At 60.0% G+C, this 19472-nt stretch carries 20 protein-coding genes and 1 tRNA gene; 17 read left to right on the forward strand and 4 right to left on the reverse strand.

The features are described 5' to 3' along the window. Positions 1–8 precede the first annotated feature (8 nt). A complete protein-coding gene (locus AFIDRAFT_RS13145) occupies positions 9–1052 on the reverse strand; it encodes an RluA family pseudouridine synthase (RefSeq protein WP_009339984.1) in 1044 nt (347 codons plus the stop codon). Here AFIDRAFT_RS13145 and AFIDRAFT_RS13150 point away from each other — a divergent pair. Further along, positions 1051–1386 (forward strand): hypothetical protein, encoded by a 336-nt coding sequence (locus AFIDRAFT_RS13150; RefSeq protein WP_197083266.1) that lies wholly within the window; start codon positions 1051–1053, stop codon positions 1384–1386. The two genes, AFIDRAFT_RS13145 and AFIDRAFT_RS13150, sit on opposite strands and share 2 nt — an antisense overlap. Positions 1387–1449: 63 nt before the next feature. Then, positions 1450–1524: transfer RNA gene (locus AFIDRAFT_RS13155), tRNA-Glu, on the forward strand. A 133-nt stretch (positions 1525–1657) separates the two neighbouring features. Here the strand turns inward: AFIDRAFT_RS13155 and AFIDRAFT_RS13160 are convergent. Further along, complete coding sequence (locus tag AFIDRAFT_RS13160) at positions 1658–2389, reverse strand: TetR/AcrR family transcriptional regulator (RefSeq protein ID WP_009339986.1); 732 nt, start codon at positions 2387–2389, stop codon at positions 1658–1660. Between the two features lie 152 nt (positions 2390–2541). Between AFIDRAFT_RS13160 and AFIDRAFT_RS13165 the strand changes: the two genes are divergently transcribed. From AFIDRAFT_RS13165 to AFIDRAFT_RS13205, 9 genes are all read left to right on the forward strand, one after another. After that, positions 2542–3402 carry an FAD binding domain-containing protein gene (locus tag AFIDRAFT_RS13165; protein WP_009339987.1) on the forward strand — a complete coding sequence of 287 codons (861 nt, stop codon included), beginning with the start codon at positions 2542–2544 and terminating at the stop codon, positions 3400–3402. Continuing rightward, complete coding sequence (locus tag AFIDRAFT_RS13170; protein ID WP_009339988.1) at positions 3399–3908, forward strand: (2Fe-2S)-binding protein; 510 nt, start codon at positions 3399–3401, stop codon at positions 3906–3908. The genes AFIDRAFT_RS13165 and AFIDRAFT_RS13170 overlap by 4 nt, the downstream gene beginning before the upstream one ends. Beyond that, on the forward strand, positions 3905–6280 hold the full coding sequence (locus tag AFIDRAFT_RS13175) for a xanthine dehydrogenase family protein molybdopterin-binding subunit (protein WP_009339989.1): 2376 nt from the start codon (positions 3905–3907) through the stop codon (positions 6278–6280). The genes AFIDRAFT_RS13170 and AFIDRAFT_RS13175 overlap by 4 nt, the downstream gene beginning before the upstream one ends. A gap of 39 nt (positions 6281–6319) precedes the next feature. Continuing rightward, positions 6320–7570, forward strand: coding sequence for an ABC transporter substrate-binding protein (locus AFIDRAFT_RS13180; RefSeq protein WP_009339990.1), 1251 nt, complete (start codon positions 6320–6322; stop codon positions 7568–7570). Positions 7571–7586: 16 nt separating this feature from the next. Beyond that, positions 7587–8462, forward strand: a complete 876-nt coding sequence (locus tag AFIDRAFT_RS13185; RefSeq protein WP_009339991.1) for a branched-chain amino acid ABC transporter permease — start codon at positions 7587–7589, stop codon at positions 8460–8462. 89 nt (positions 8463–8551) lie between these two features. Next, positions 8552–9475 carry a branched-chain amino acid ABC transporter permease gene (locus AFIDRAFT_RS13190; RefSeq protein ID WP_009339992.1) on the forward strand — a complete coding sequence of 308 codons (924 nt, stop codon included), beginning with the start codon at positions 8552–8554 and terminating at the stop codon, positions 9473–9475. Beyond that, on the forward strand, positions 9472–10227 hold the full coding sequence (locus AFIDRAFT_RS13195) for an ABC transporter ATP-binding protein (protein ID WP_009339993.1): 756 nt from the start codon (positions 9472–9474) through the stop codon (positions 10225–10227). Before AFIDRAFT_RS13190 ends, AFIDRAFT_RS13195 begins: the two co-directional genes overlap by 4 nt. Then, the gene (locus AFIDRAFT_RS13200) at positions 10220–10924 is read left to right on the forward strand and encodes an ABC transporter ATP-binding protein (RefSeq protein WP_040298408.1); all 705 of its coding nucleotides are present in this window, start codon (positions 10220–10222) and stop codon (positions 10922–10924) included. The genes AFIDRAFT_RS13195 and AFIDRAFT_RS13200 overlap by 8 nt, the downstream gene beginning before the upstream one ends. 27 nt (positions 10925–10951) lie before the next feature. Continuing rightward, positions 10952–11401, forward strand: coding sequence for an SRPBCC family protein (locus AFIDRAFT_RS13205; RefSeq protein WP_009339995.1), 450 nt, complete (start codon positions 10952–10954; stop codon positions 11399–11401). A gap of 166 nt (positions 11402–11567) precedes the next feature. Here the strand turns inward: AFIDRAFT_RS13205 and AFIDRAFT_RS13210 are convergent, their stop codons facing one another. Continuing rightward, positions 11568–13097 carry an aldehyde dehydrogenase gene (locus AFIDRAFT_RS13210; RefSeq protein WP_009339996.1) on the reverse strand — a complete coding sequence of 510 codons (1530 nt, stop codon included), beginning with the start codon at positions 13095–13097 and terminating at the stop codon, positions 11568–11570. 20 nt (positions 13098–13117) lie between these two features. Continuing rightward, on the reverse strand, positions 13118–13783 hold the full coding sequence (locus AFIDRAFT_RS13215) for a GntR family transcriptional regulator (protein ID WP_009339997.1): 666 nt from the start codon (positions 13781–13783) through the stop codon (positions 13118–13120). 241 nt (positions 13784–14024) lie between these two features. Here AFIDRAFT_RS13215 and AFIDRAFT_RS13220 point away from each other — a divergent pair, with 241 nt between their 5' ends. The 6 genes from AFIDRAFT_RS13220 to AFIDRAFT_RS13245 are packed head-to-tail and all read left to right on the forward strand — an operon-like array spanning position 14025 to position 19383. Continuing rightward, a complete protein-coding gene (locus tag AFIDRAFT_RS13220; RefSeq protein ID WP_009339998.1) occupies positions 14025–15251 on the forward strand; it encodes an ABC transporter substrate-binding protein in 1227 nt (408 codons plus the stop codon). A gap of 24 nt (positions 15252–15275) precedes the next feature. After that, on the forward strand, positions 15276–16136 hold the full coding sequence (locus AFIDRAFT_RS13225; protein ID WP_009339999.1) for a branched-chain amino acid ABC transporter permease: 861 nt from the start codon (positions 15276–15278) through the stop codon (positions 16134–16136). Then, on the forward strand, positions 16136–17140 hold the full coding sequence (locus AFIDRAFT_RS13230; RefSeq protein ID WP_009340000.1) for a branched-chain amino acid ABC transporter permease: 1005 nt from the start codon (positions 16136–16138) through the stop codon (positions 17138–17140). The genes AFIDRAFT_RS13225 and AFIDRAFT_RS13230 overlap by 1 nt, the downstream gene beginning before the upstream one ends. After that, positions 17137–17880, forward strand: a complete 744-nt coding sequence (locus AFIDRAFT_RS13235) for an ABC transporter ATP-binding protein (RefSeq protein WP_009340001.1) — start codon at positions 17137–17139, stop codon at positions 17878–17880. Before AFIDRAFT_RS13230 ends, AFIDRAFT_RS13235 begins: the two co-directional genes overlap by 4 nt. Next, complete coding sequence (locus AFIDRAFT_RS13240) at positions 17870–18589, forward strand: ABC transporter ATP-binding protein (protein ID WP_040298409.1); 720 nt, start codon at positions 17870–17872, stop codon at positions 18587–18589. The genes AFIDRAFT_RS13235 and AFIDRAFT_RS13240 overlap by 11 nt, the downstream gene beginning before the upstream one ends. A 44-nt stretch (positions 18590–18633) precedes the next feature. Further along, positions 18634–19383, forward strand: coding sequence for an alpha/beta fold hydrolase (locus AFIDRAFT_RS13245; protein ID WP_245258175.1), 750 nt, complete (start codon positions 18634–18636; stop codon positions 19381–19383). Positions 19384–19472 lie beyond the last annotated feature (89 nt).

Consider the following 19472-nt stretch of genomic DNA (forward strand, 5'->3'; position numbering starts at 1 on the left):
GGTCTGCGTCAAGGCGCCGCGCGCAGGGCGCTCTGCAAGAGAACCAAATCCTCCGGCAACCCCGACTGCCAGTTCATTATTTCTCCTGTGGCCGGGTGTTCGATCTGGAGGAGATAGGCATGGAGAGCCTGTCTGCCCAGAGCCGCCACCGCCGTTTTTGCCGGAGTGCCTAACTGGTTGGCCTTGGTGCGGAAGCCCGAACCATAGACGTCGTCGCCGATCAAGGGGTGGCCCGCATGGCCGAGATGGACCCGGATCTGATGGGTCCGCCCGGTCTCGAGCTGGCAGGCGAGCAGGGCGGCGAGCGGCTTGCCGTCCCGCCCCTCGAAGCTCTCAAGCATCTCCCAATGAGTGACGGCATGCCGGCCGCCTTGCCGGACCGCCATTTTCTCCCGTGCGAAGGGATGGCGGTCGATCGGTTGGTCGATGGTCCCGTGCGACCGTGAGGGTGCTCCCCAGACGAACGCCATGTAGCCGCGCCGCAGCGCGCCGGTGCGGCCGTGGTCAGCGAACTGCGCCGTGAGCGACTGGTGCGCGCGATCGTTCTTCGCCACCACCATCAGCCCGGTGGTGTCCTTGTCGAGCCGGTGCACGATGCCGGGGCGTTTGACGCCGCCGATGCCGGAAAGGCTTGTGCCGCAATGGGCAATGAGAGCGTTGACCAGCGTGCCGGTCTCATGCCCTGCCGCTGGATGCACCACGAGCCCCTTCGGCTTGTTGAGTACGAGGAGGTCGTCATCTTCGTAGACGATATTGAGCGGAATGTTTTCGCCTTCCGGCTCGGGGGCGACGGCAGGTGGAACCTCGACGATGATCGTCTCGTCCGCCTTGACCTGATAGGCGGGGTCCTGAACCGGGGCGCCGCCGATGCTGACATGGCCGGCCACGATCAGGGCCTTCAGCCGGGTGCGCGAGAGGTCCTCGACCTGCTCGGCGAGCACGCGGTCGAGCCGCTGCGATTGGCCTGGCGATTTGCCCGCAGCCCCGGCTGTGATAATGCGGCGTTCGCCGGTACTTTCCGCACCCTGGTGATTTGAAGAAGACCCTTGCATGACTGAACATGTAGCTGCCGAACTGACGCCTGAACAGGCCGCCATGATGGCGCGGCTCAAGCGCCTGATGCTGATCGCGGGCCTGACCACGGCTCTCGGGATCGGGGCGGTATTCATCGCCATCGGCTACAAGCTGTTTCGTGGTGAAGGTGCGACTAAAGCGGCCACCGAAGCCACGATCATGGTGCCCAAGGGCAGCCGGATCGTCTCCACGGCGGCGCTGGAGGACCGGATCGCGGTGACGCTGGATATCGGCGGGGCCACCGAAATCCGCACCTATGACGCCAAAACCTTCAAATTGCTGGGCCGGGCCCGGTTCGCGACCGAGCCTTAACCTTCCACACCGGCTTTTCGCACCTTGCGAATTGCGCCCGTGGCGGCTATCCCTTGCCCCAACGCTCCCTTCGTCTAGCGGTTAGGACGCGGCCCTCTCAAGGCTGAAACAGGGGTTCGATTCCCCTAGGGAGCGCCAAATTGCCGCCACTCAGAATAGAACTGCGAACTCAGATTGTTACGATGCTTGCTTCTGGCGCAATGCTGATGCTTCGCAACATTGGCTCAGGACCCAAAGCAAACAACGACTTCTTTTCTGGGTAGGCTTAGACTTAGATCGTAGCTTTCGGACCAAGTGCGACCGCTGATGCGCTCTTAGCCGTAAACTCCACGACCAGTTTCGGCATCAGGTCCTTCGATCCACTAAGAAAGCCTATCACTGAATCCTGCACGATGTCGTCGAGATACGAAGGAGTCGGTGTGCAGTACACGAAGCGTCGGATTGCCATATAGAAGATGCGTCCGTGCAGGCCCCAGAACATTTCCAGTTCGCGCTCTGATATCGGCACGTCGTCGGCGCTTGGAAGTCCCAGGTCGTGGCGTAGCTCCCGGCAGGCGGGATCGATGATCTCGCGATTGACGATAGCCAAGTAGCGACTGGTAATGTCGAACGACTTCAGGCCCGACGAGACGAAAATCCTCACCCAGTTGTAGTCGAATACGCGCTCGACATATTCGAGATAGAACTGGGTGAGCCTCGATTCGAGAGACCGCGTGCGGTCGCGGATCAGCGGTCCCCAGTTCGGATTCCACCGGCTCAGATAGATGTGCTCATAGACGCGCTCGACCAGGGCCTCCTTGCTCGGAAAGTGCCGGTAGATCGTCGCATGCGTAATTCCCATGCGTTTGGCGAGTTCGCGGGTTTGTCCCTCGAAACCGCGTTCGGCAAAAAACCGGATGGCTTCATCGAGAATGAATTGCTCACGGTCCGCCGCGCGCATGTTGCGTCGCCGCGGTTGTTTCGCCGCGATCTTCCTGACTGATTTTACGACCTTTTTGGCCATGGCGTGAATCGGACTTCCAAATCTGCGTTACGCTACCGCAATCCAAAAAAGTGACCAAATGGTCATTTCTGTTGACGAGTCTGTCTCCGACGTGGTTGGATTAAGTTACCAGATGGTCACAAATCTGGATGGCTGCCTCGAGGGAGGTTTCGTTGAAGGCCAGAGCGTTCAGCTATGTGCGTCCGACGACGGTCGAAGACGCACTCGGCGCATATGCAGGATCGGGTGACGACGCGAGCTATATCGCGGGCGGGCAGAGTCTCGTTCCGGCCTTGGCGATGCGGTTGCAGGCGCCATCATTGCTTGTCGACATTTCCCATATCGATTCCATGAAGGGGATTTCCCTTGATGGAAACTGGCTGCGCATCGGTGCGCTCACCCGGCATTTTGAAACACTCAGCGATCCGCTGATCCGCAAGCATGCGCCGTTGCTCAGCGAGGCGGCGCCTTATGTTGCGCATCCGGCGATCCGCAACAAAGGCACGTTGGGCGGTAGCGTTGCGCTGGCCGATCCGGCTTCCGAATTCCCGGCGATGATGCTGGCGCTCGGTGCGGAAATGGAGATCGCCGGTCCATCGGGCACGCGCCGCATCGCGGCCGATGACTTCTTTCTCGATCTTTATCAAACCGCATTGGAGCCCGGTGAACTGCTGGTCGCTCTGCATGTGCCGGTGGTGAAGCCAAGCCAGCGGTGGGCGTTCGATGAACTTGCCCGCCGGCGCGGCGACTACGCCATTGTAGGTGTCGGTGTCATCGCGTCATTTGACGGGGAAACCGTCAGCGATGCCCGCATCGTATTCATTGCAGTCGGCGCGACGCCGGTTCGCGCGAAGGCCGCTGAAAGCGCATTGATCGGCAACAGGCTTGACGCCGAGACGATCCAACGCGCTCAGGCCGCGCTTGAGACAGACCTCGATCCGCCGGACGATAAACATATGACCTCGGCGATGCGGATGCATCTGGCGCGGGTTGTGCTCGGACGACTGCTTCATCGCGTGATGGAGGCGGCATGACCGATAAGATGCCGATCACATTGACGATCAATGGAGAGGTGGTGTCGCGCCATGTGTCGCCGCGGGACACGCTGGCGGATTTTTTGAGGCAGGATCTGCAACTCACCGGCACGCATATGGGCTGCGAAATGGGCGCGTGCGGTGCATGCCTTGTGCTTCTCGACGACAAGCCGATCCATGCCTGCCTGATGTTCGCAGTTCAGGCTGATGGAATGACGATCGAGACGATCGAAGGGTTGAACGATCGCGGCGCCATCGCTGACATTCAGGAGGCATTTCATCAGCGCAATGCGTTGCAATGTGGCTTCTGCACCGCAGGTGTTCTCGTGACCGCCTACCATCTTCTGAAAACGGACCTCACAGGCTCGCGGGAGCATATCCGCGACGGGTTGTCGGGCAATTACTGCCGCTGCACGGGGTATGAAGCGATCGTCGATGCGATCGAGACCGTGGCACGGGATCGAAGGACAGGTCTGATCAGCGTGCGGGAGGAAGCTGACGTATGAACACGCCGCTTCACTCCATCGACAGGCCAAATTCCTACATCGGCCGATCCGTCTCGCGCCCGAACGCGAAGCGGCTGCTTGCAGGCCGCGGACGTTACGTCACCGACCTGATGTTGCCGCGCATGCTCCATGCGGCATTCGTTCGCAGTCCCTATGCCCATGCGCGGATCGTTTCCATCGATATGGCAGACGCCAAAGCCATGCCGGGTGTGCGGCTGATTGCGACCGGCGAAGACCTCTCGCGCATCTGCAAGCCCTGGCTCGGCATGCTTGATCACTTCAAGGGCATGAAATCGTCCGAGCAATTGCCGTTGCCGATGGACAGGGTTGTCTGGGCAGGGCAGGCGGTCGTCGCCGTCGTTGCGGATACGCGCGCGCAGGCTGAGGACGCCGCCGAGGCGGTCATGGTTGAGTTCGAGGAAATCGCGCCCGTGGTGGATATCGATGCGGCGCGGGCTGCCGGAAGCGAGATCATCGCGCCGGAACTCGGCACCAATGTTTGTTTCAATACAAAGATCGATACCGGCGGGGTCGACGGCATTTTCGCGACGGCAAAGCATGTGGTGGAGGGGGAGTTCACCTTCGGCCGCCACACGGCGGTGACGATGGAGCCGCGCGCGATCGTTGCCGACTATAATCCGAGCGAGCACCAACTCACGGTGCATCACGCCACGCAAACCCCGTATCAGTTTCAGGATCTCTATTCCCGGCACTTCGGTGTCCCGGAAGCCAATGTTCGCGTGATCGCGCCGGACATTGGCGGCTCGTTCGGCATGAAGCTGCACGTCTATCACGAGGACATGGCGGTGGTTGGCCTGAGTATGATGCTTGGCCGGCCCGTGAAATATGTCGCCGACCGGCTGGAGGCGTTTCTGTCGGACATTCATGCGCGAGATCACCGCGTCCGTGCCCGGCTCGCAATGGACGAGTCTGGCACGATCCTGGCGATGGATGTCGATGACGTGACCGCTGTCGGGGCGTTCTCCAGCTTTCCGCGCACCAGTGTGGTGGAAGGCAATCAAGTGGTCCGCCTGATCGGTACACCGTATCGGTTCAAGAACTACCGCGCGGAATTGTCGGTGGTGTTTCAGAACAAGGTGCAGACCAGTCAGTATCGCGCGGTCGGCCATCCCATCGCCTGTGCCGTGACGGAACGGCTTGTCGATATGGCTGCATTGCGGGCAGGACTCGATCCGTTCGAGATGCGGGCGAGGAATTTCATTCCGGACGATGCCTATCCGTGCGCCTCGCCCAGTGGTTTCAAGTTCGAATCATTGTCACACGAAGTTTGTCTCGCGCGCCTCAAGACGATGATGAATTACGATGGCTTGCGCGCCGAACAAGCGGAGTTGCTGAAAAAAGGCATTCGCCGTGGCATCGGCATCGCCGCGTTTGTCGAGATCACGAATCCCGGGCCGGCATTTTATGGTGTGGGCGGCGCGCGCATTTCTGCGCAGGACGGCGCCATCATCAAGGTAACGCCCTCGGGCGAAGTGCAGTGCCAGATTTCGGTTACGGAGCTTGGTCAGGGCACCGAAACCATTGTCGGCCAGATCGTGGCCGAGACGCTGGGGATCGATCGCGAGCGCGTGAAGGTGATGACGGGAGACACCGACAATACACCTCATGGCGGTGCGACCTGGGCCTGCCGGGGCGCGGGCATCGGCGGCGAAACCGCGCTGCAGGGCACGAAGAAACTGAAAGCCAACATTCTCTCCGTCGCCGCGGCGATCCTGCAGGAAAAGCCGGAGCGGCTGGATATCCGGAATGGGTACATTGTCGATGCCGATGGCGGCCAGCAGCGCATTGCGCTCGCTGAAGTGGCTCGCATCGTCTATTTCCGCTCCGATACATTGCCGCCCGACACAAATCCTCAGCTCACCGTCGCACATCATTATGCGCCGCAGGGTTATCCGTTCGCCTTCACCAATGGCATCCAGGGTAGCCTGATCGAGCTCGACGCCGAGACCGGCTTTGTGAAGATCCTCAAGCACTGGGTCGTCGAGGATTGCGGGCGCGTCATCAATCCGATGCTGGTCGATGAGCAGATTCGTGGTGGCGTGGTGCAGGGGCTCGGCGCGGCATTCTTTGAAGAATGCCTGTACGACGACAATGGTCAGCTCACCAACGGATCGCTCGCCGATTACCTCGTGCCGATGGCGGTTGAGATGCCGGACATCGAGGTCGCGCATGTCGAGACTCCGACGCAGGACACAGAACTTGGCGCCAAAGGCTGCGGCGAAGCAGGGACGGCTGCGGCCGCGGCTGCTGCGATGAATGCGGTGAACGATGCACTGGCGTCACTCGATGCCACGATCGGCCAAATACCAATGACGCCGGCGCGCATTCTGCGTGCGTTAGGCCACGAATAAAAAAAGTAGCTGAAACGATAAAACATACCGGAGGAAACGATGACTGACATGAAACATACGGCCTTCTTTCCGCTCTCCCGCCGCGCCACCTTGAAGGGCCTTGGTGCCGGGGCCAGCCTGCTTGCAATGCCGTGGGTCGCGCGTGCGCAGGGCGGTGACACCATCAAGATCGGATTTCCGATGCCGCTCACAGGCCCATACGCGGCGGAGGCAAAGGATCAGGTGAAAAGCGCGCAGCTTGCGGTTCAGCAGATCAACGACAAGGGTGGCGTCGCCGGCCGCAAGGTCGAATTGCTGGTGCGTGACGACAAGCTCAATGCCGGAGAGGCTGCGACGCGCGCTCTGGAATTGATCGAAAACGATAAAGTCAGCGCCATTGTCGGTGCGTTGTCGAGCGCGATTCAGCTTGCGACCAACGAAGTCACCCGTGCCCGTGGAGTGCTTTATATTTCCATCAGTCAGTCCGACAGCATCAACGAGGTGAAGGATTTCAGCAAGTACACCTTCCACGAGGCGTTGAACCCCACCATGACCACGGCAGCAGTGGCGAAGCACACTTTCAAGAAAGGGGCCAAGATCGCTTATCTCGCGGCCGACTATGCCTATGGCCACGAAATGGTGCGTGGGTTCAAGCGCGCGGGAGATGCGATCGGAGCCGTGACCGTCGGGGAAATCCTGCATCCGATCGGAGCGCCGGATTACTCGACTTTCATTCCGCGCATCAGTGCAATGAAGCCGGATATTCTCTGTATCTGCAATTTCGGGCGCGACCAGGCCAACTCGATCAAGCAGGCGGTCGATTTCGGCCTCAAGGACCAGATGAAGATTGTCGTGCCGGTTATCCTGCATAACCAGCGGCTGGCTGTCGGCCCCGATGTATTCGAGGGCGTTATCGGCGGCTCGAACTATTATTGGGGCATGGAGGATACGGTTCCCTCCGCCAAGGCTTTCAACGATGCCTTCCGCGCGACGCATGGTGGCGCCACGCCGACCGACTATGGCGCCTACGGCTACACCGGCGTGATGTCGTTGTTGCTTGCGATGCAGGCCGCCGGCGGCACGGTCACCGACAAGATGGTCACGTCGCTTGAAGGGTTGAAGTACGACGTCGCCAAGGGGTCGCAATATTATCGCAAATGCGATCACCAGTCGGTGCAGTCGGTTCTTGTTCTGGAATCGAAGAAGAAGGCCGAGATGAAGAGTGATCTCGATCTCTTCAAGATTCTGGCGACCGAACCGGCCTCCGAAAGCGTGCTGCGCAGCTGCGCAGAACTCGGCTTCCCGACCTGACGGTATTGAGTGGATGATGGACTTTAGCCTCATCGCCATGCAGTTGTTCTCGGGGATCGCGCTCGGCGCGATCCTCGTGATGGCTGCGCTCGGCCTGTCGATTATTTTCGGCATGCTGGGAGTCGTGAATTTCTCGCATGGTGCCATGTTCATGGTGGGTGCGTATGCCGGGCTGTGGGTTGCGTCGCTCACCGGCAGCTTCTGGTGGGGCTTGCTGGTTGCGCCGCTTACCATTGGTGTGTTCGGCATGGCGGTGGAGTTTTTGCTGATCCGCCCGCTTTATGGCCGTTCCGTCGATGATCCTCTGCTACTGACCTTTGGCCTCGGTTACGTGCTGGTTGAAGCCGTACGCATTGTGTTCGGCAGCGACGGGATCCCATTCCCGACGCCCTCGCAGTTACGCGGAGTGGTGAATCTCGGCATCGGCTATTTTCCGATCTATCGATTGTTCGTCATTGGCGTGGTCGGCGTAATTTTACTGACGCTGTGGCTGTTGCTGGAAAAGACGAAATTCGGCCTGATCGTGCGCGCAGGGGCTCGCGATCCGCAGATCATGCGCGTGCTGGGTGTCGATATCGGCAAGGTCTGGCTACTGGTCTTCGGTCTGGGTGTCGGTCTCACGGCGCTTGGCGGCGTGCTTGCTGCGCCGATGCGCACGGTCAATCCCGAGATGGGATCGCTGGTGCTGGCCGAAGCGTTTGTCGTCACCGTGATCGGCGGCATGGGGTCGCTGGCCGGGTCCGTGGTTGCGGGGCTGGTTGTCGGCATTGCGGTCAGCATGACATCGTTGATCGCGCCGGAGATGGCGCAGATCGTCATGTTCGCGCTGATGGCGCTCATCCTCCTGGTCCGTCCGCAGGGCCTGTTCGGAAAATCGGGCGCTCACGCATGACCGACATCAATCCTGTCGCATCGCCGCTGGCGTCAGCAGATCGCGCACCGACGAATCTCACCGTCACAAGCGGATGGCGAGCACGGCTTATGAAATGGCGGGTGCCGCTGTCGATTCTCGCACTCTGCGTGCTGCCGTGGGTGTTGCCGTCGAAGGCTCTCGCGGTGAACGTGCTGATCTATGGCGTGGTGTGCGTCGGCTATAATCTGCTGTTCGGCTATACCGGCCTGCTGTCATTCGGCCATGCTGCGTTTTTCGGTGCTGGCGCCTACATCACCGGCATCGCGATCGTGCATTTTGGGTTGCCCTGGTACGCGGCGGTGGTGCTCGGAGTTCTCGGCGGCGGGCTTCTGGCATTGGTGATCGGCGCGCTGTCCATACGCACCCGCGGCATCTACTTTGCCATGGTGACGCTCGCGCTGGCGCAACTCGTCTACTATGTCGCGTTGCAGGCATCGAACTGGACCGGCGGTGAAAATGGTCTGCGCGGCTTTACCGTCAGCAAGATCGATCTGTTTGGCCTTCAGATCAATTTTCTCGATCCGCTACAGAAATATTATGTGCTGATGGCGTTTGCAGGGCTGGCGCTTTGGTTTGTCTCGCGGATTCTGAATTCGCCGTTCGGGGCAGTCATCGAGGCAATACGCGAGAACGAAACCCGGGCACGGGCCTGCGGCTATAATGTCGAGCGGGCGAAGCTCATGTCGTTCACGCTATCCGGCCTGATCTGCGCGCTGGCCGGAACGCTGTCGGCGATGCATCTCGCCATCGTGCCGCTCGATTCATTGCACTACCAGACATCGGGCATGATCGTGATGATGACGCTCCTCGGAGGCGCGGGCTCGTTTTTCGGGCCCTTCGTCGGTGCATTGGCGTTTCTGCTGATGGAAGACGTGTTCTCGATCTGGACGTCGCACTGGCAGATCGTCGTCGGCTCGGTGTTCATTCTATTCGTGCTGTTCCTGCCGAAGGGAATCTGGGGAGCATTATTGGCATGGAGGGTGCCGAAATGAGCGAGCACCTTCTTTCCGTCGAGAATATCGGCCGTACTTTCGGCGGTTTCAAAGCCCTTGAAGGGATCACGGCAAATTTCGAGCAGAACAAGGTTACGGCAGTCATCGGACCGAACGGCGCGGGGAAGAGCACCTTCTTTAATGTGCTGTCGGGTGTGCTGGCGCCATCCACCGGCCGTATCACCTACAAGGGCAAGGACCTCACCGGAACGCCCCAGCATCGCTTCGTACATCTTGGCATCGCGCGCTCATATCAGATCACAAACATCTTTCCGCTTCTCACGGTTCATGAAAATGTGCGTGTTGCAGCGCAGGCGCTGCATTCGCGTTACAACATCTGGACAAATCGCGATCGGCTCAAGAACCTTGATGAGAGAGCCGACACTGTATTGAACGCCGTCGGCCTGTATGAGCGCCGTCATACAGTGGCAAAGTTTCTCGCACACGGTCAGCAACGCGCGCTTGAAATTGCCGTTGCGCTGGTCGCCGATCCTCAACTGCTGCTGCTCGATGAGCCGACGGCGGGCATGGGGCCGGAGGAAACCAAGGAGATGGTTGCCTTGATTGAGCGGCTCGCGGCTGAGCGGACCATCCTGCTGGTCGAGCACAAGATGAAAATGATCCTTGGCCTCAGCGATCGCATCCTGGTGCTGCACCATGGCAAGCTGATTGCCGATGGATCGCCGCAGCAAATTCAATCGGACCCCGAAGTGCGCCGCGTCTACCTGGGGCAAAGTCATGGCTATGCTTGAAGTCAAGAAACTGAATGCCTGGTATGGCGCAAGCCATGTGCTGCATGGCGTATCGTTTTCTGTCGAACCGGGTGAGATTGTCGCGCTTGTCGGCCGCAACGGTGCGGGCAAGACAACGACTATTCGCACTGTTATGGGCCTGATGCAGCGCGCCTCCGGGGATGTCGCGTTCGACGGCCGCGAAATCATGCCGCTTGCGGCACACGAGCGTTTCCGGATCGGTCTTGCCTATGTGCCGGAGGAGCGCCGTATCGTTCCGGGACTGACGGTGCGCGAAAATCTCCGGCTCGGCCTTTTGGCGAGCGACAGCAATATCAATGAGCGTGCCGCAATCGATGAGATTGCGGAAATCTTCCCGCGGCTAAAAGAGCGTCTTGATCAGCAGGGTTCGACCATGTCGGGCGGGGAGCAGCAGATGCTTGCCATTGCCCGCGCGATGATCGCCAAACCGAAGATGATTCTGCTCGACGAACCATCAGAAGGCATCATGCCGGTATTGGTCGAGGAGATGGGTGTTTTGTTCCGGCGTCTGCGCGACTCCGGTGTGACGTTGCTTCTCGTGGAGCAGAACGTCGAATGGGCGCTGCGGCTGGCGAGCCGGGCGATCATTATCGATCAGGGTGAAATCGTCTACGAAAGCAGCTCAGCGGCTCTCCTTGCTGACAAGGATATTCAGGATCGCTACTGCGCGGTCTGACGTCGCGAACGGATTAAGGAACATGATATGGAAATGAACGGTAGCGAGCGGATTGCCGCATCGAAGGAGGTGGTCTGGGCAGCGTTGAACGATCCGGCGATCTTGCAGCAATGCATTCCCGGATGCCAGAAGCTGGAAAAGGCGTCAGACAGCGAGATGACGGCGACCGTGACGCTCAAGGTGGGGCCGGTCAAGGCTTCGTTCAACGGTAAGGTCACCCTGTCGGATATCGATGCGCCGAACAGCTATCGCATCACCGGTGAGGGGGCAGGCGGTGTTGCTGGATTCGCCAAGGGGGGCGCAAATGTGCGTCTTGAACAGGACGCCGACATAACCGTGCTGCATTATGACGTCGATGCACAGGTCGGCGGCAAGATTGCCCAGCTTGGAAGCCGCCTGATCGATTCAACGGCAAAGAAGCTCGCAGGTGAGTTTTTCGCGAAGTTCGGGAATGTTGTGACCGGAACGGCTGGATGAATGCCTGAGGCGGCCAATCAATGTCCTCTTCTGGCGCTTTCCCGACGTTCGCTCACTGAGCACAAACAAGATCGTGCCAGAAAATGCCAATTGAGGAAGGTAAAACTTCCTCAATCGCACTATCCAGACCCGACATCAATTGTAGCCTTTAAGAGCGGTGCCGCGGTCAATTCAGTCGCTGCTGTGTCGTTTGTTCGTACCAGTCGAACGGCTGGTCGGTCATGTTGACCATCACGCTCTTAACTTCGAAGTGGTCGTCGAAGGACTCAGGCCCAAATTCGCGGCCGACGCCTGAAAGTTTGACGCCGCCCCAAGGCGAGGCCGGGTCGAGCCGATGGTGGTCGTTGATCCAAACGATGCCACATTGCAACGCGCTGGCGACACGATGAGCGCGCGAGACATCCTTGGTGCGGATGGCGGCGGCAAGTCCGAACGGCGAGTCGTTCGCCAGCGCGATGGCTTCTTCTTCACTTGAGAACGGCGTGATCGAGGTGAAGGGGCCGAACACCTCTTCCTGGAAGATGCGCATCTTCGCGCTGACGTCCGCAAAAACAGTCGGCTCCACGAAGTAGCCGCCGCTGTTCGACATATGCTTCGGAACGCCGCCGCCCGCGACCAGGCGCGCGCCTTCGTCGAGACCGAACTTCACGTAATTCAGCACGCGCTGGCGCTGCTTTTCCGAGATCACCGGGCCGAGTTGCGTGGTGGTTTCGGTGGGATCACCGATGCGGATGGATTTTGCCTTTTTCGCCAGTTTATCGACGAACTCGTCATAGACGTCTTTATGTACGATCTGCCGGCTGCCGCAGACGCAGGTCTGGCCCGCGCCGATGAAGGCGCCGAACGCGGCATAGTTGACGGCGCGATCCACGTCGAAATCCGGGAAGGTCAGCACTGGCGTCTTGCCGCCGAGTTCGAGTGTTTGATGCGCGAAGATGCGGCCCGCATGCGCGCCTGCGATTTGTCCGGCTTCGGTGCCGCCCGTCAGAACCAGCTTGTTGTAATCGGGATGTTCGCAAAGCGCCTTGCCGGTGGTCGGGCCAAGGCCGGTGACAATGTTGAAGACTCCGTCCGGCAGGCCGGCTTCGGAGAAAATGCGCGCCAGCGCCAGCGTGGTCAGCGGCGTGTATTCGGAAGGCTTGACTACGGTGGTGCAGCCCGAGGCGAAAACCGGCGCAAGACTTTTCGACAAGATCATCAGCGGATGATTGAAGGGCGTGCAGTTGGCGACAACGCCGACCGGCCGCCGCAGCGTGTAGTTGAGATACTCGCCCTCGACCGGGATCACCGCATCGCGCCGCGCGAGCGCCAGACCGGCATTGTAGCGGAAGAAATCGGGTACGCGGCGGAGCTGGGCGCGTGTCTCGTTGACCGGCCTGCCGTTGTTGATGGTCTCAAGCTGATAGAGTTCGTCGAGATTGGCCTCGAACGCATCGGCGAGCTTGTTCACCAGCCGGGCCCGCGTGCGAACCGGCATGCTCGCCCAATCCTTTCCTTCAAAAGCGCGGCGGGCGCTTTTCATTGCGCGATCGACGTCCCTTGCGGTGCCGTGCGCGATCCTGGCGATGATGTCGCCGGTGGCCGGGTTGTGGACAGCAAGCGTCTCGGAGGTTTCGCTGGCCACCTCGCGGCCGTCGATGAAAAGTCCGTGTGTTTCGATATTTTTTGCAGATTGCGGGTTCGCTTGGACAGACATGTAACCTCCGATGGTACGCACTATGCTTGCAGCACAGCCCATTCGAGAGCTGCGCTGAAACGCTTCACTGCCGCGGTGACGTGTTTTTTCATCAGGTTGGCGGCGAGGCGCGAATTGCGCGCCTGCAATGCCGTGATGATGGCGCTGTGTTCTTCGGCAAGCTTGTCGGGGTTGTGCCCGCGCAAGGAGGCGACGCTCATCCGGGTGAGGCGGTCGGCCTCCTCGATGAGGTCGCAGGTTGTGCGCGTCATCCGGCCATTGCCGGAGCATCGCGCGAGTGCACAGTGAAAGTCGCGATTGTAGGCGATGAATTCGCTTTCGGACTTGCCGTGAAAATGGCGGAACCGGTCCAGGGCCTTCAACTGTTCGTCGCTGGCGTTCTTTGCGGCCTCGACGACACACGCGACTTCGAGCGCGCAGCGGAATGTGAACATGTCGCGCGCGTCGGTCAGGGAGATCGGCGACACGCGATAGCCCTGACGCGGCATGACGGTCACGAGTCCGTCGCGCACGAGATGCTGAAGGGCTTCGCGGACAGGCGATTTGCTGACCTCGAACTGCTGCGCGAGCTCCTGTTCGCGCAGGTCGGTGCCCGGCGGCAGCTCGCAGGTGAGGATACCGCGCTTTAGCTCGTCGTAGATTCGTGTCCCGTGCATGACGGCCGGGGCCAAGGTTTGATCGCTCATATTTAGTCTTCTAAGATATTACAACATTGCCGTAAAGGGCATTTGTCTCGATAGACTGGCGATGGTTGTTGACGATAAAATCAAGCATATCATTTTGATTTATATTATTAAAATGTATAATCTGCAAATAAGCCAAAATGGATTGGTGCTTTGATCTTGACTCATTTCGAAGCAAAGTGACATCTTACAAAAATAAAAAAATAGAAATCTGATACGTCAGAGTTAGTCGGGAGCGAAAACGATGATGCGGTCAAGCGTTCTGGTTTCAGCGGCCGTGGCGGCCCTGCTGGTGTGCACTCTGCCGGTCGAGGCTGCGGACACCGGCCCGCTCAAGGTCGGTTTCCTGACGGTTCGGTCGGGCGCGCTGGCCGCCGGCGGCCGGCAGATGGAGGAAGGGCTGAAGCTCTGCATCGATGAGCATCACGGCGAAATGGCCGGCCGCAAGATCGAGGTGATTACCGCCGATACGGCAGGGCAACCCGCAGTCACCAAGACCAAGGCGCAGGAACTGGTCGAGCGCGACGGCGCTCAGGTTCTGATCGGCCCGCTTGCCGCATTCGAGGCCCTCGCCATCGACGAATATATCCGGCAGACCAAGACACCGATCATCTCGCCTTCGGCAGCTGCGGAAGATCTCACCCAACGCAAACCCAACCCGTGGTTCGTGCGCGCGGTCGGCACATCGGCGCAGCCGTATCATCCGTTCGGGGAGTATGCCGCCAAGGAATTGCACTACAAGAAGATCGCGATCATCGCCGACGACTTTGCGTTCGGCCATGAAATCGCGGCAGGCTTCCAGCGCACGTTCGAGCAGAACGGCGGTAAGGTGGTTCAGAAGCTGTGGTCTCCGCTCAACACCGCGGAGTATGGCACTTACATCACGCAGATCGACCCAAGCGTCGACGCTGTTTTCGCGGCTTTCGCCGGCGGCAACGGCATCAAGTTCCTCAGCGAGTACAAGAACTACGGCATGCAGAAGCCGGTGCTCGGCTCCATGACCACGGTGGATGAAGGCATCCTCAAGCGCATGGGCGATGAAGCGCTCGGGGTGATTTCCGCGGGCTGGTACAGCGCCGCGACCGATACGCCGACCAACAAGAAATTCGTCGCGGCGATGCGCAAGGCCTATGGCGCTGATCCTGGCTATTATTCCGTCGGCGCCTACATGGCCTGTCAATTCCTCAACAACGCGCTTGAGCAGGTGAAGGGCGACACGTCGAACAAGGAGGCTTTCATGAAGGCCTTGCGCAACGTCAACATCACCGACAGTCCGTATGGACCCGTGAAGATCGACAAGTACGGCCAGCCGCTTCTCGACATCACCATCCGCAAGGTCGAGAAGAAGGATGGCCGGTTGCAGAATGTCGTCATCAAGACCTATCCGGCCGTGAGCCAGTTCTGGACCTACGGCGCGGAGGAGTTCCTCAAGAGTCCGGTTTATTCACGCGACTGGGCGCCGGCGAAGTAATTCGCGCCGCCGGGAGGGATTCGCATGAATTTCTGGATCATCCAGGGTCTGAACGGTTTGGCATTCGGATCCCTCCTGTTCATTCTGGCGTCCGGCTTCTCGCTGATTTTCGGCCTCATGCGGATCGTCAATCTCTCGCATGGCGCTTATTTCATGCTCGGCGCCTATGTCGGCCTGTCCGCAATCGAGGCAGGGGTCAATTTCTGGGTTGCCATTCTGCTTGGCGGCGTGGCGATCTGCATTCTCGGCACGCTGATCGAGCGGTTCGTCCTGCGCCGCCTGAACGGGCAGCCGCTGGCGCAGGTGCTGGTGACGCTCGGCATCGCGTTCATCATTGCCGACGCCTGCGTCTGGATCTGGACCGGCGATCCGCGACGGGTGCCGATGCCCTCGGAACTGACCGGCGCATTCCGCGTCGCGCATCTTGCGTTTCCGATCTATCGTTTGTTCGTGATCGGGGTGGCGTTCGCGCTCGCAGCCGCGCTCTGGTTTTTGCTCGAGCGCAGTCGCCTTGGCGCAATGATCCGCGCCGGTGTCGATGACCTCGCCATGGCGCGCGCCATGGGAATCCGGACATCGCTGTTGTTTTCGGTGGTGTTCTGCCTCGGCTCCGCGCTGGCGGGCGCGGGCGGCGTGCTGGCGGGGCCGATCCTGTCGGTCTATCCCGGCCTCGATACCGACATGTTGCCGCTCGCGCTGGTGGTGGTGATCCTGGGCGGCGTCGGCAGTCTGCTCGGTGCGTTCGTCGGCAGCCTGATCATCGGCTTCATCTACAGTTACGGACAGGCGCTGTTTCCGGACCTTGCCTATGTGATCCTCTTCTTGCCGATGGTCCTAGTGCTCACGCTGCGGCCGACCGGCCTGTTCGGAAGGCAGGCCATTTGATGCGAGTGCCGGCGCTGAATTGGATGGTGTGGCTGGCCGGATTTGCAGCGCTGCTGGCGCTGCCATGGCTGGTGACGTCCGAATACTACATCAACATCGCCAGCCAGATCGTGATCGCAGCGATTCTTGCGCTGAGCCTTAATCTCCTGATCGGCTTCGGCGGCATGATCTCGCTGGGGCATGCGGCCTATCTCGGCGTCTCGGCCTATCTTGCGATCTACCTGACGGCACAAGCCGGATTTGGCCAGCTCTCGGGAGCCTTGATCGCCATCGGTGGCACCACCGCGCTGGCGATGCTGTTCGGCTATCTCTCGCTGCGTGCATCCGGGCTCGGTTTCCTCATGATTACGCTCGCGCTCGGCCAGATTCTCTGGGGCATCGCTTATCGCTGGGCGAGTCTCACCGGCGGCGACAATGGCCTTGGTGGAATGAAGCGGCCGCATCCGTTCGGCCTCGACCTCACACATCCGGCGATCTTCTATTACTTCGTATTGTTTTTTCTCGGCCTCGCACTCTGGTGCATTGCGCGCTTCATTCAGTCGGGGCTCGGCCAAAGCCTACAGGGCACGCGTGACCAGCCGCGCCGCATGCGCGCGCTAGGCTATAATGTGTGGCTGATCCAGTGGCTGAGTTTCGTCTTTGCGGGATTCTGGGGCGCAGTCGCGGGATTGCTCTATGCCTACTATCACCAGTTCGTTAGCCCGCAGACGCTGCATCTGACGACATCGGCCGAAGCATTGCTGATGGTGATCGCGGGAGGCACCGGCACGCTGTTCGGCCCCGTGGTCGGCGCGGCTCTGGTGGTGATCCTCAAGAACGTCGTCAGCGCCTACATCACGCGCTGGCTGATCCTGCTCGGGGCCATCTTCGTCGCTATCGTCCTGTTCATGCCTGAGGGTCTGCTGCCGGGGCTGGCTGGCTGGATGCGCCGAATCAAGGAGCGTTTGCACGGAGGTAGGAAGACAACTGGCGTATCCGCCATCACCAAGGATCGCGTGCTATGACGATTCCGGTTCTGGAAGTGAGCGGACTCTCCCGTTTCTTCGGCGGATTGCCGGCGGTGCGTGACGTCTCGATGCGCGTGCCGGCCGGTGAGCGGCGGCTGTTGCTGGGTCCGAACGGGGCAGGCAAGACCACGTTCTTCAATCTGATCGCCGGCGATTATCCGCCTTCACAGGGTGAAATCCGGATTTTCGGCCAGAACGTGACTCGAAAGTCCGCCGACCAGCGCACCCATCTTGGTATGGCACGGACCTACCAGATCATCACGCTGTTTCCGAAAAACACGCTGCTTCATAACGTCGTCATTTCACTCGTTGGCTTGCGAAAGCTGCGTTTCGATCCGTGGTTCGATCTGCGGCGGCAGACCGCGCTCTGGGACGAAGCGCGGGCAACACTTGCACTCGTCGGCCTCGATCACCTCGCCGAGCGGACCGTGATGGAAACCAGTTATGGCGAACGGCGCCGGCTCGAGATTGCCATGGCGCTGGCGCAAAAGCCGAAGCTGTTGTTGCTCGACGAGCCACTGGCCGGTCTGTCCGCGGACGAGCGAAAGGATGTCCAGCGCCTTCTGCAATCCATTCCGCGCGACGTGACCATCGTCATGATCGAGCACGACATGGATGTGGCGCTTGCCTTTGCCGATGTGATCACGGTGATGCAGCACGGCCAGGTGGTCGTGGAGGGAAGCCGTGCTGACGTCGTCGCCGATCCCAAGACGCGAGAGGTGTACCTTGGACACTGACGCGCTCACCATCAGCGGCCTGAATGCGTTCTATGGCGAAAGCCATGTCCTGCATGACCTGTCGTTTAGCGTGAAGAAGGGGCAGGTGCTGGGATTGCTCGGGCGCAACGGCGCGGGCAAGACGACATGCATCAGCGCCATCATGGGGCTGGTCAAGGCGAAGGCGTCGCGCATCGACCTGTTCGGTCAGCCGATTGCGGGTCTGTCGCCGGAAGCCATTTCGCTGAAGGGCGTTGGTCTGGTCCCGCAGGGCCGGCGGATTTTTCCGTCGCTGACGGTTTATGAAAATCTCACGGTCGCGGCGCGAAAAGGTTATGCCGAAAATGGCGCGGGATGGGGACTTGAACGAGTCTACGCCACCTTCCCGCGATTGTCGGAACGTCAGCAGCAACTCGCGGGATCGTTGTCCGGCGGCGAGCAGCAGATGCTGGCGATTTGCCGCGCTCTCATGACTAACCCTCGCCTGGTGCTGTTCGACGAGCCTTCGGAAGGGCTGGCGCCGCAGATCGTGGCGGAGGTCGCGGAAATCCTGAAAAAGCTGAGTGAAAGCGGACTGTCGATCGTTCTGGTCGAGCAGAACATCAAGCTCGCGCTGGAAATCGCCGATGAGGTGATCGTGCTCAACACCGGCTATGTCGCGCATGCCGGTAACGCAGCCTCGCTCCGTTCCGACGATCGTCTGGTGGAGCAACTGCTGGGTATTTATTGAGAGGGTGAATGATGAAATCGGTACGCTTGCATGGGGATGACGGGGTGCTTGACGTTGGCGAGGAGGGTGCCGGAAAGCCCATCGTTCTGTTGCACTCGTTGCTCGCAGACCGCGCGGTGTTTGACGCAATCGTTCCGCTGCTTGCCAGGGAGCGTCGGGTCATCGTTCCCGATTTGCCCGGCTTCGGCGGCTCGTCGTCGGCCGGCGCGACGATCGAGGGCATCGCCGACAGGATTGCGAGCCTATTCGACGCGCTCAAGCTCGGCACGGAAGCCGATGTGCTGGGCAACGGCTTTGGTGGCTTCATTGCAAGTATGCTTGCCATTCGTCATGGCGCCAAATTCGATCGGCTCGTTCTGGCCGACACCGGCATCGCCTTCACGCCGGAAGGCAAGCAATCGTTTTATGCGATGGCCGACCGTGTTCGCCAAAGCGGGATGGAAGCTATCGTCGATGTTGCCATGAAGCGCCTGTTTCCCGACGATTTCATCGCAGCTCATCCCGAAATAGTCGTCGAGCGAAGAAACGCATTGGTCAAAACCAATCCTGAATTCTTTGCCGAAGCCTGTCACGCCCTCGCGACGCTGGATCTGACAGTTCAAATTGGCGCAATCCGTAACCGCACATTGGTCGTTGTCGGTGAACTCGACACGGCAACGCCGCCGGAGATGTCGCGGGCGCTGGCTGCGGCTCTTCCCGAGGCCAAACTGCTGGAAATTCCCGGGTGCGGTCACGCTCCTATGGTGCAGGAGCCTGAAACTTTCGTGAGGGCGATCTCCGGTTTTCTGGCCTAAAGAGTGCGGCGGATCTCAGAGCCGGCGCATAGAGTTTTGGGAGTGTTGGCGATGCCGGAAGTGCGGATGCGACGATACGAGTCCATGGT

The organism is Afipia sp. 1NLS2, from assembly GCF_000178995.1.
In the GTDB taxonomy this organism is placed as follows: Bacteria; Pseudomonadota; Alphaproteobacteria; order Rhizobiales; family Xanthobacteraceae; genus Afipia.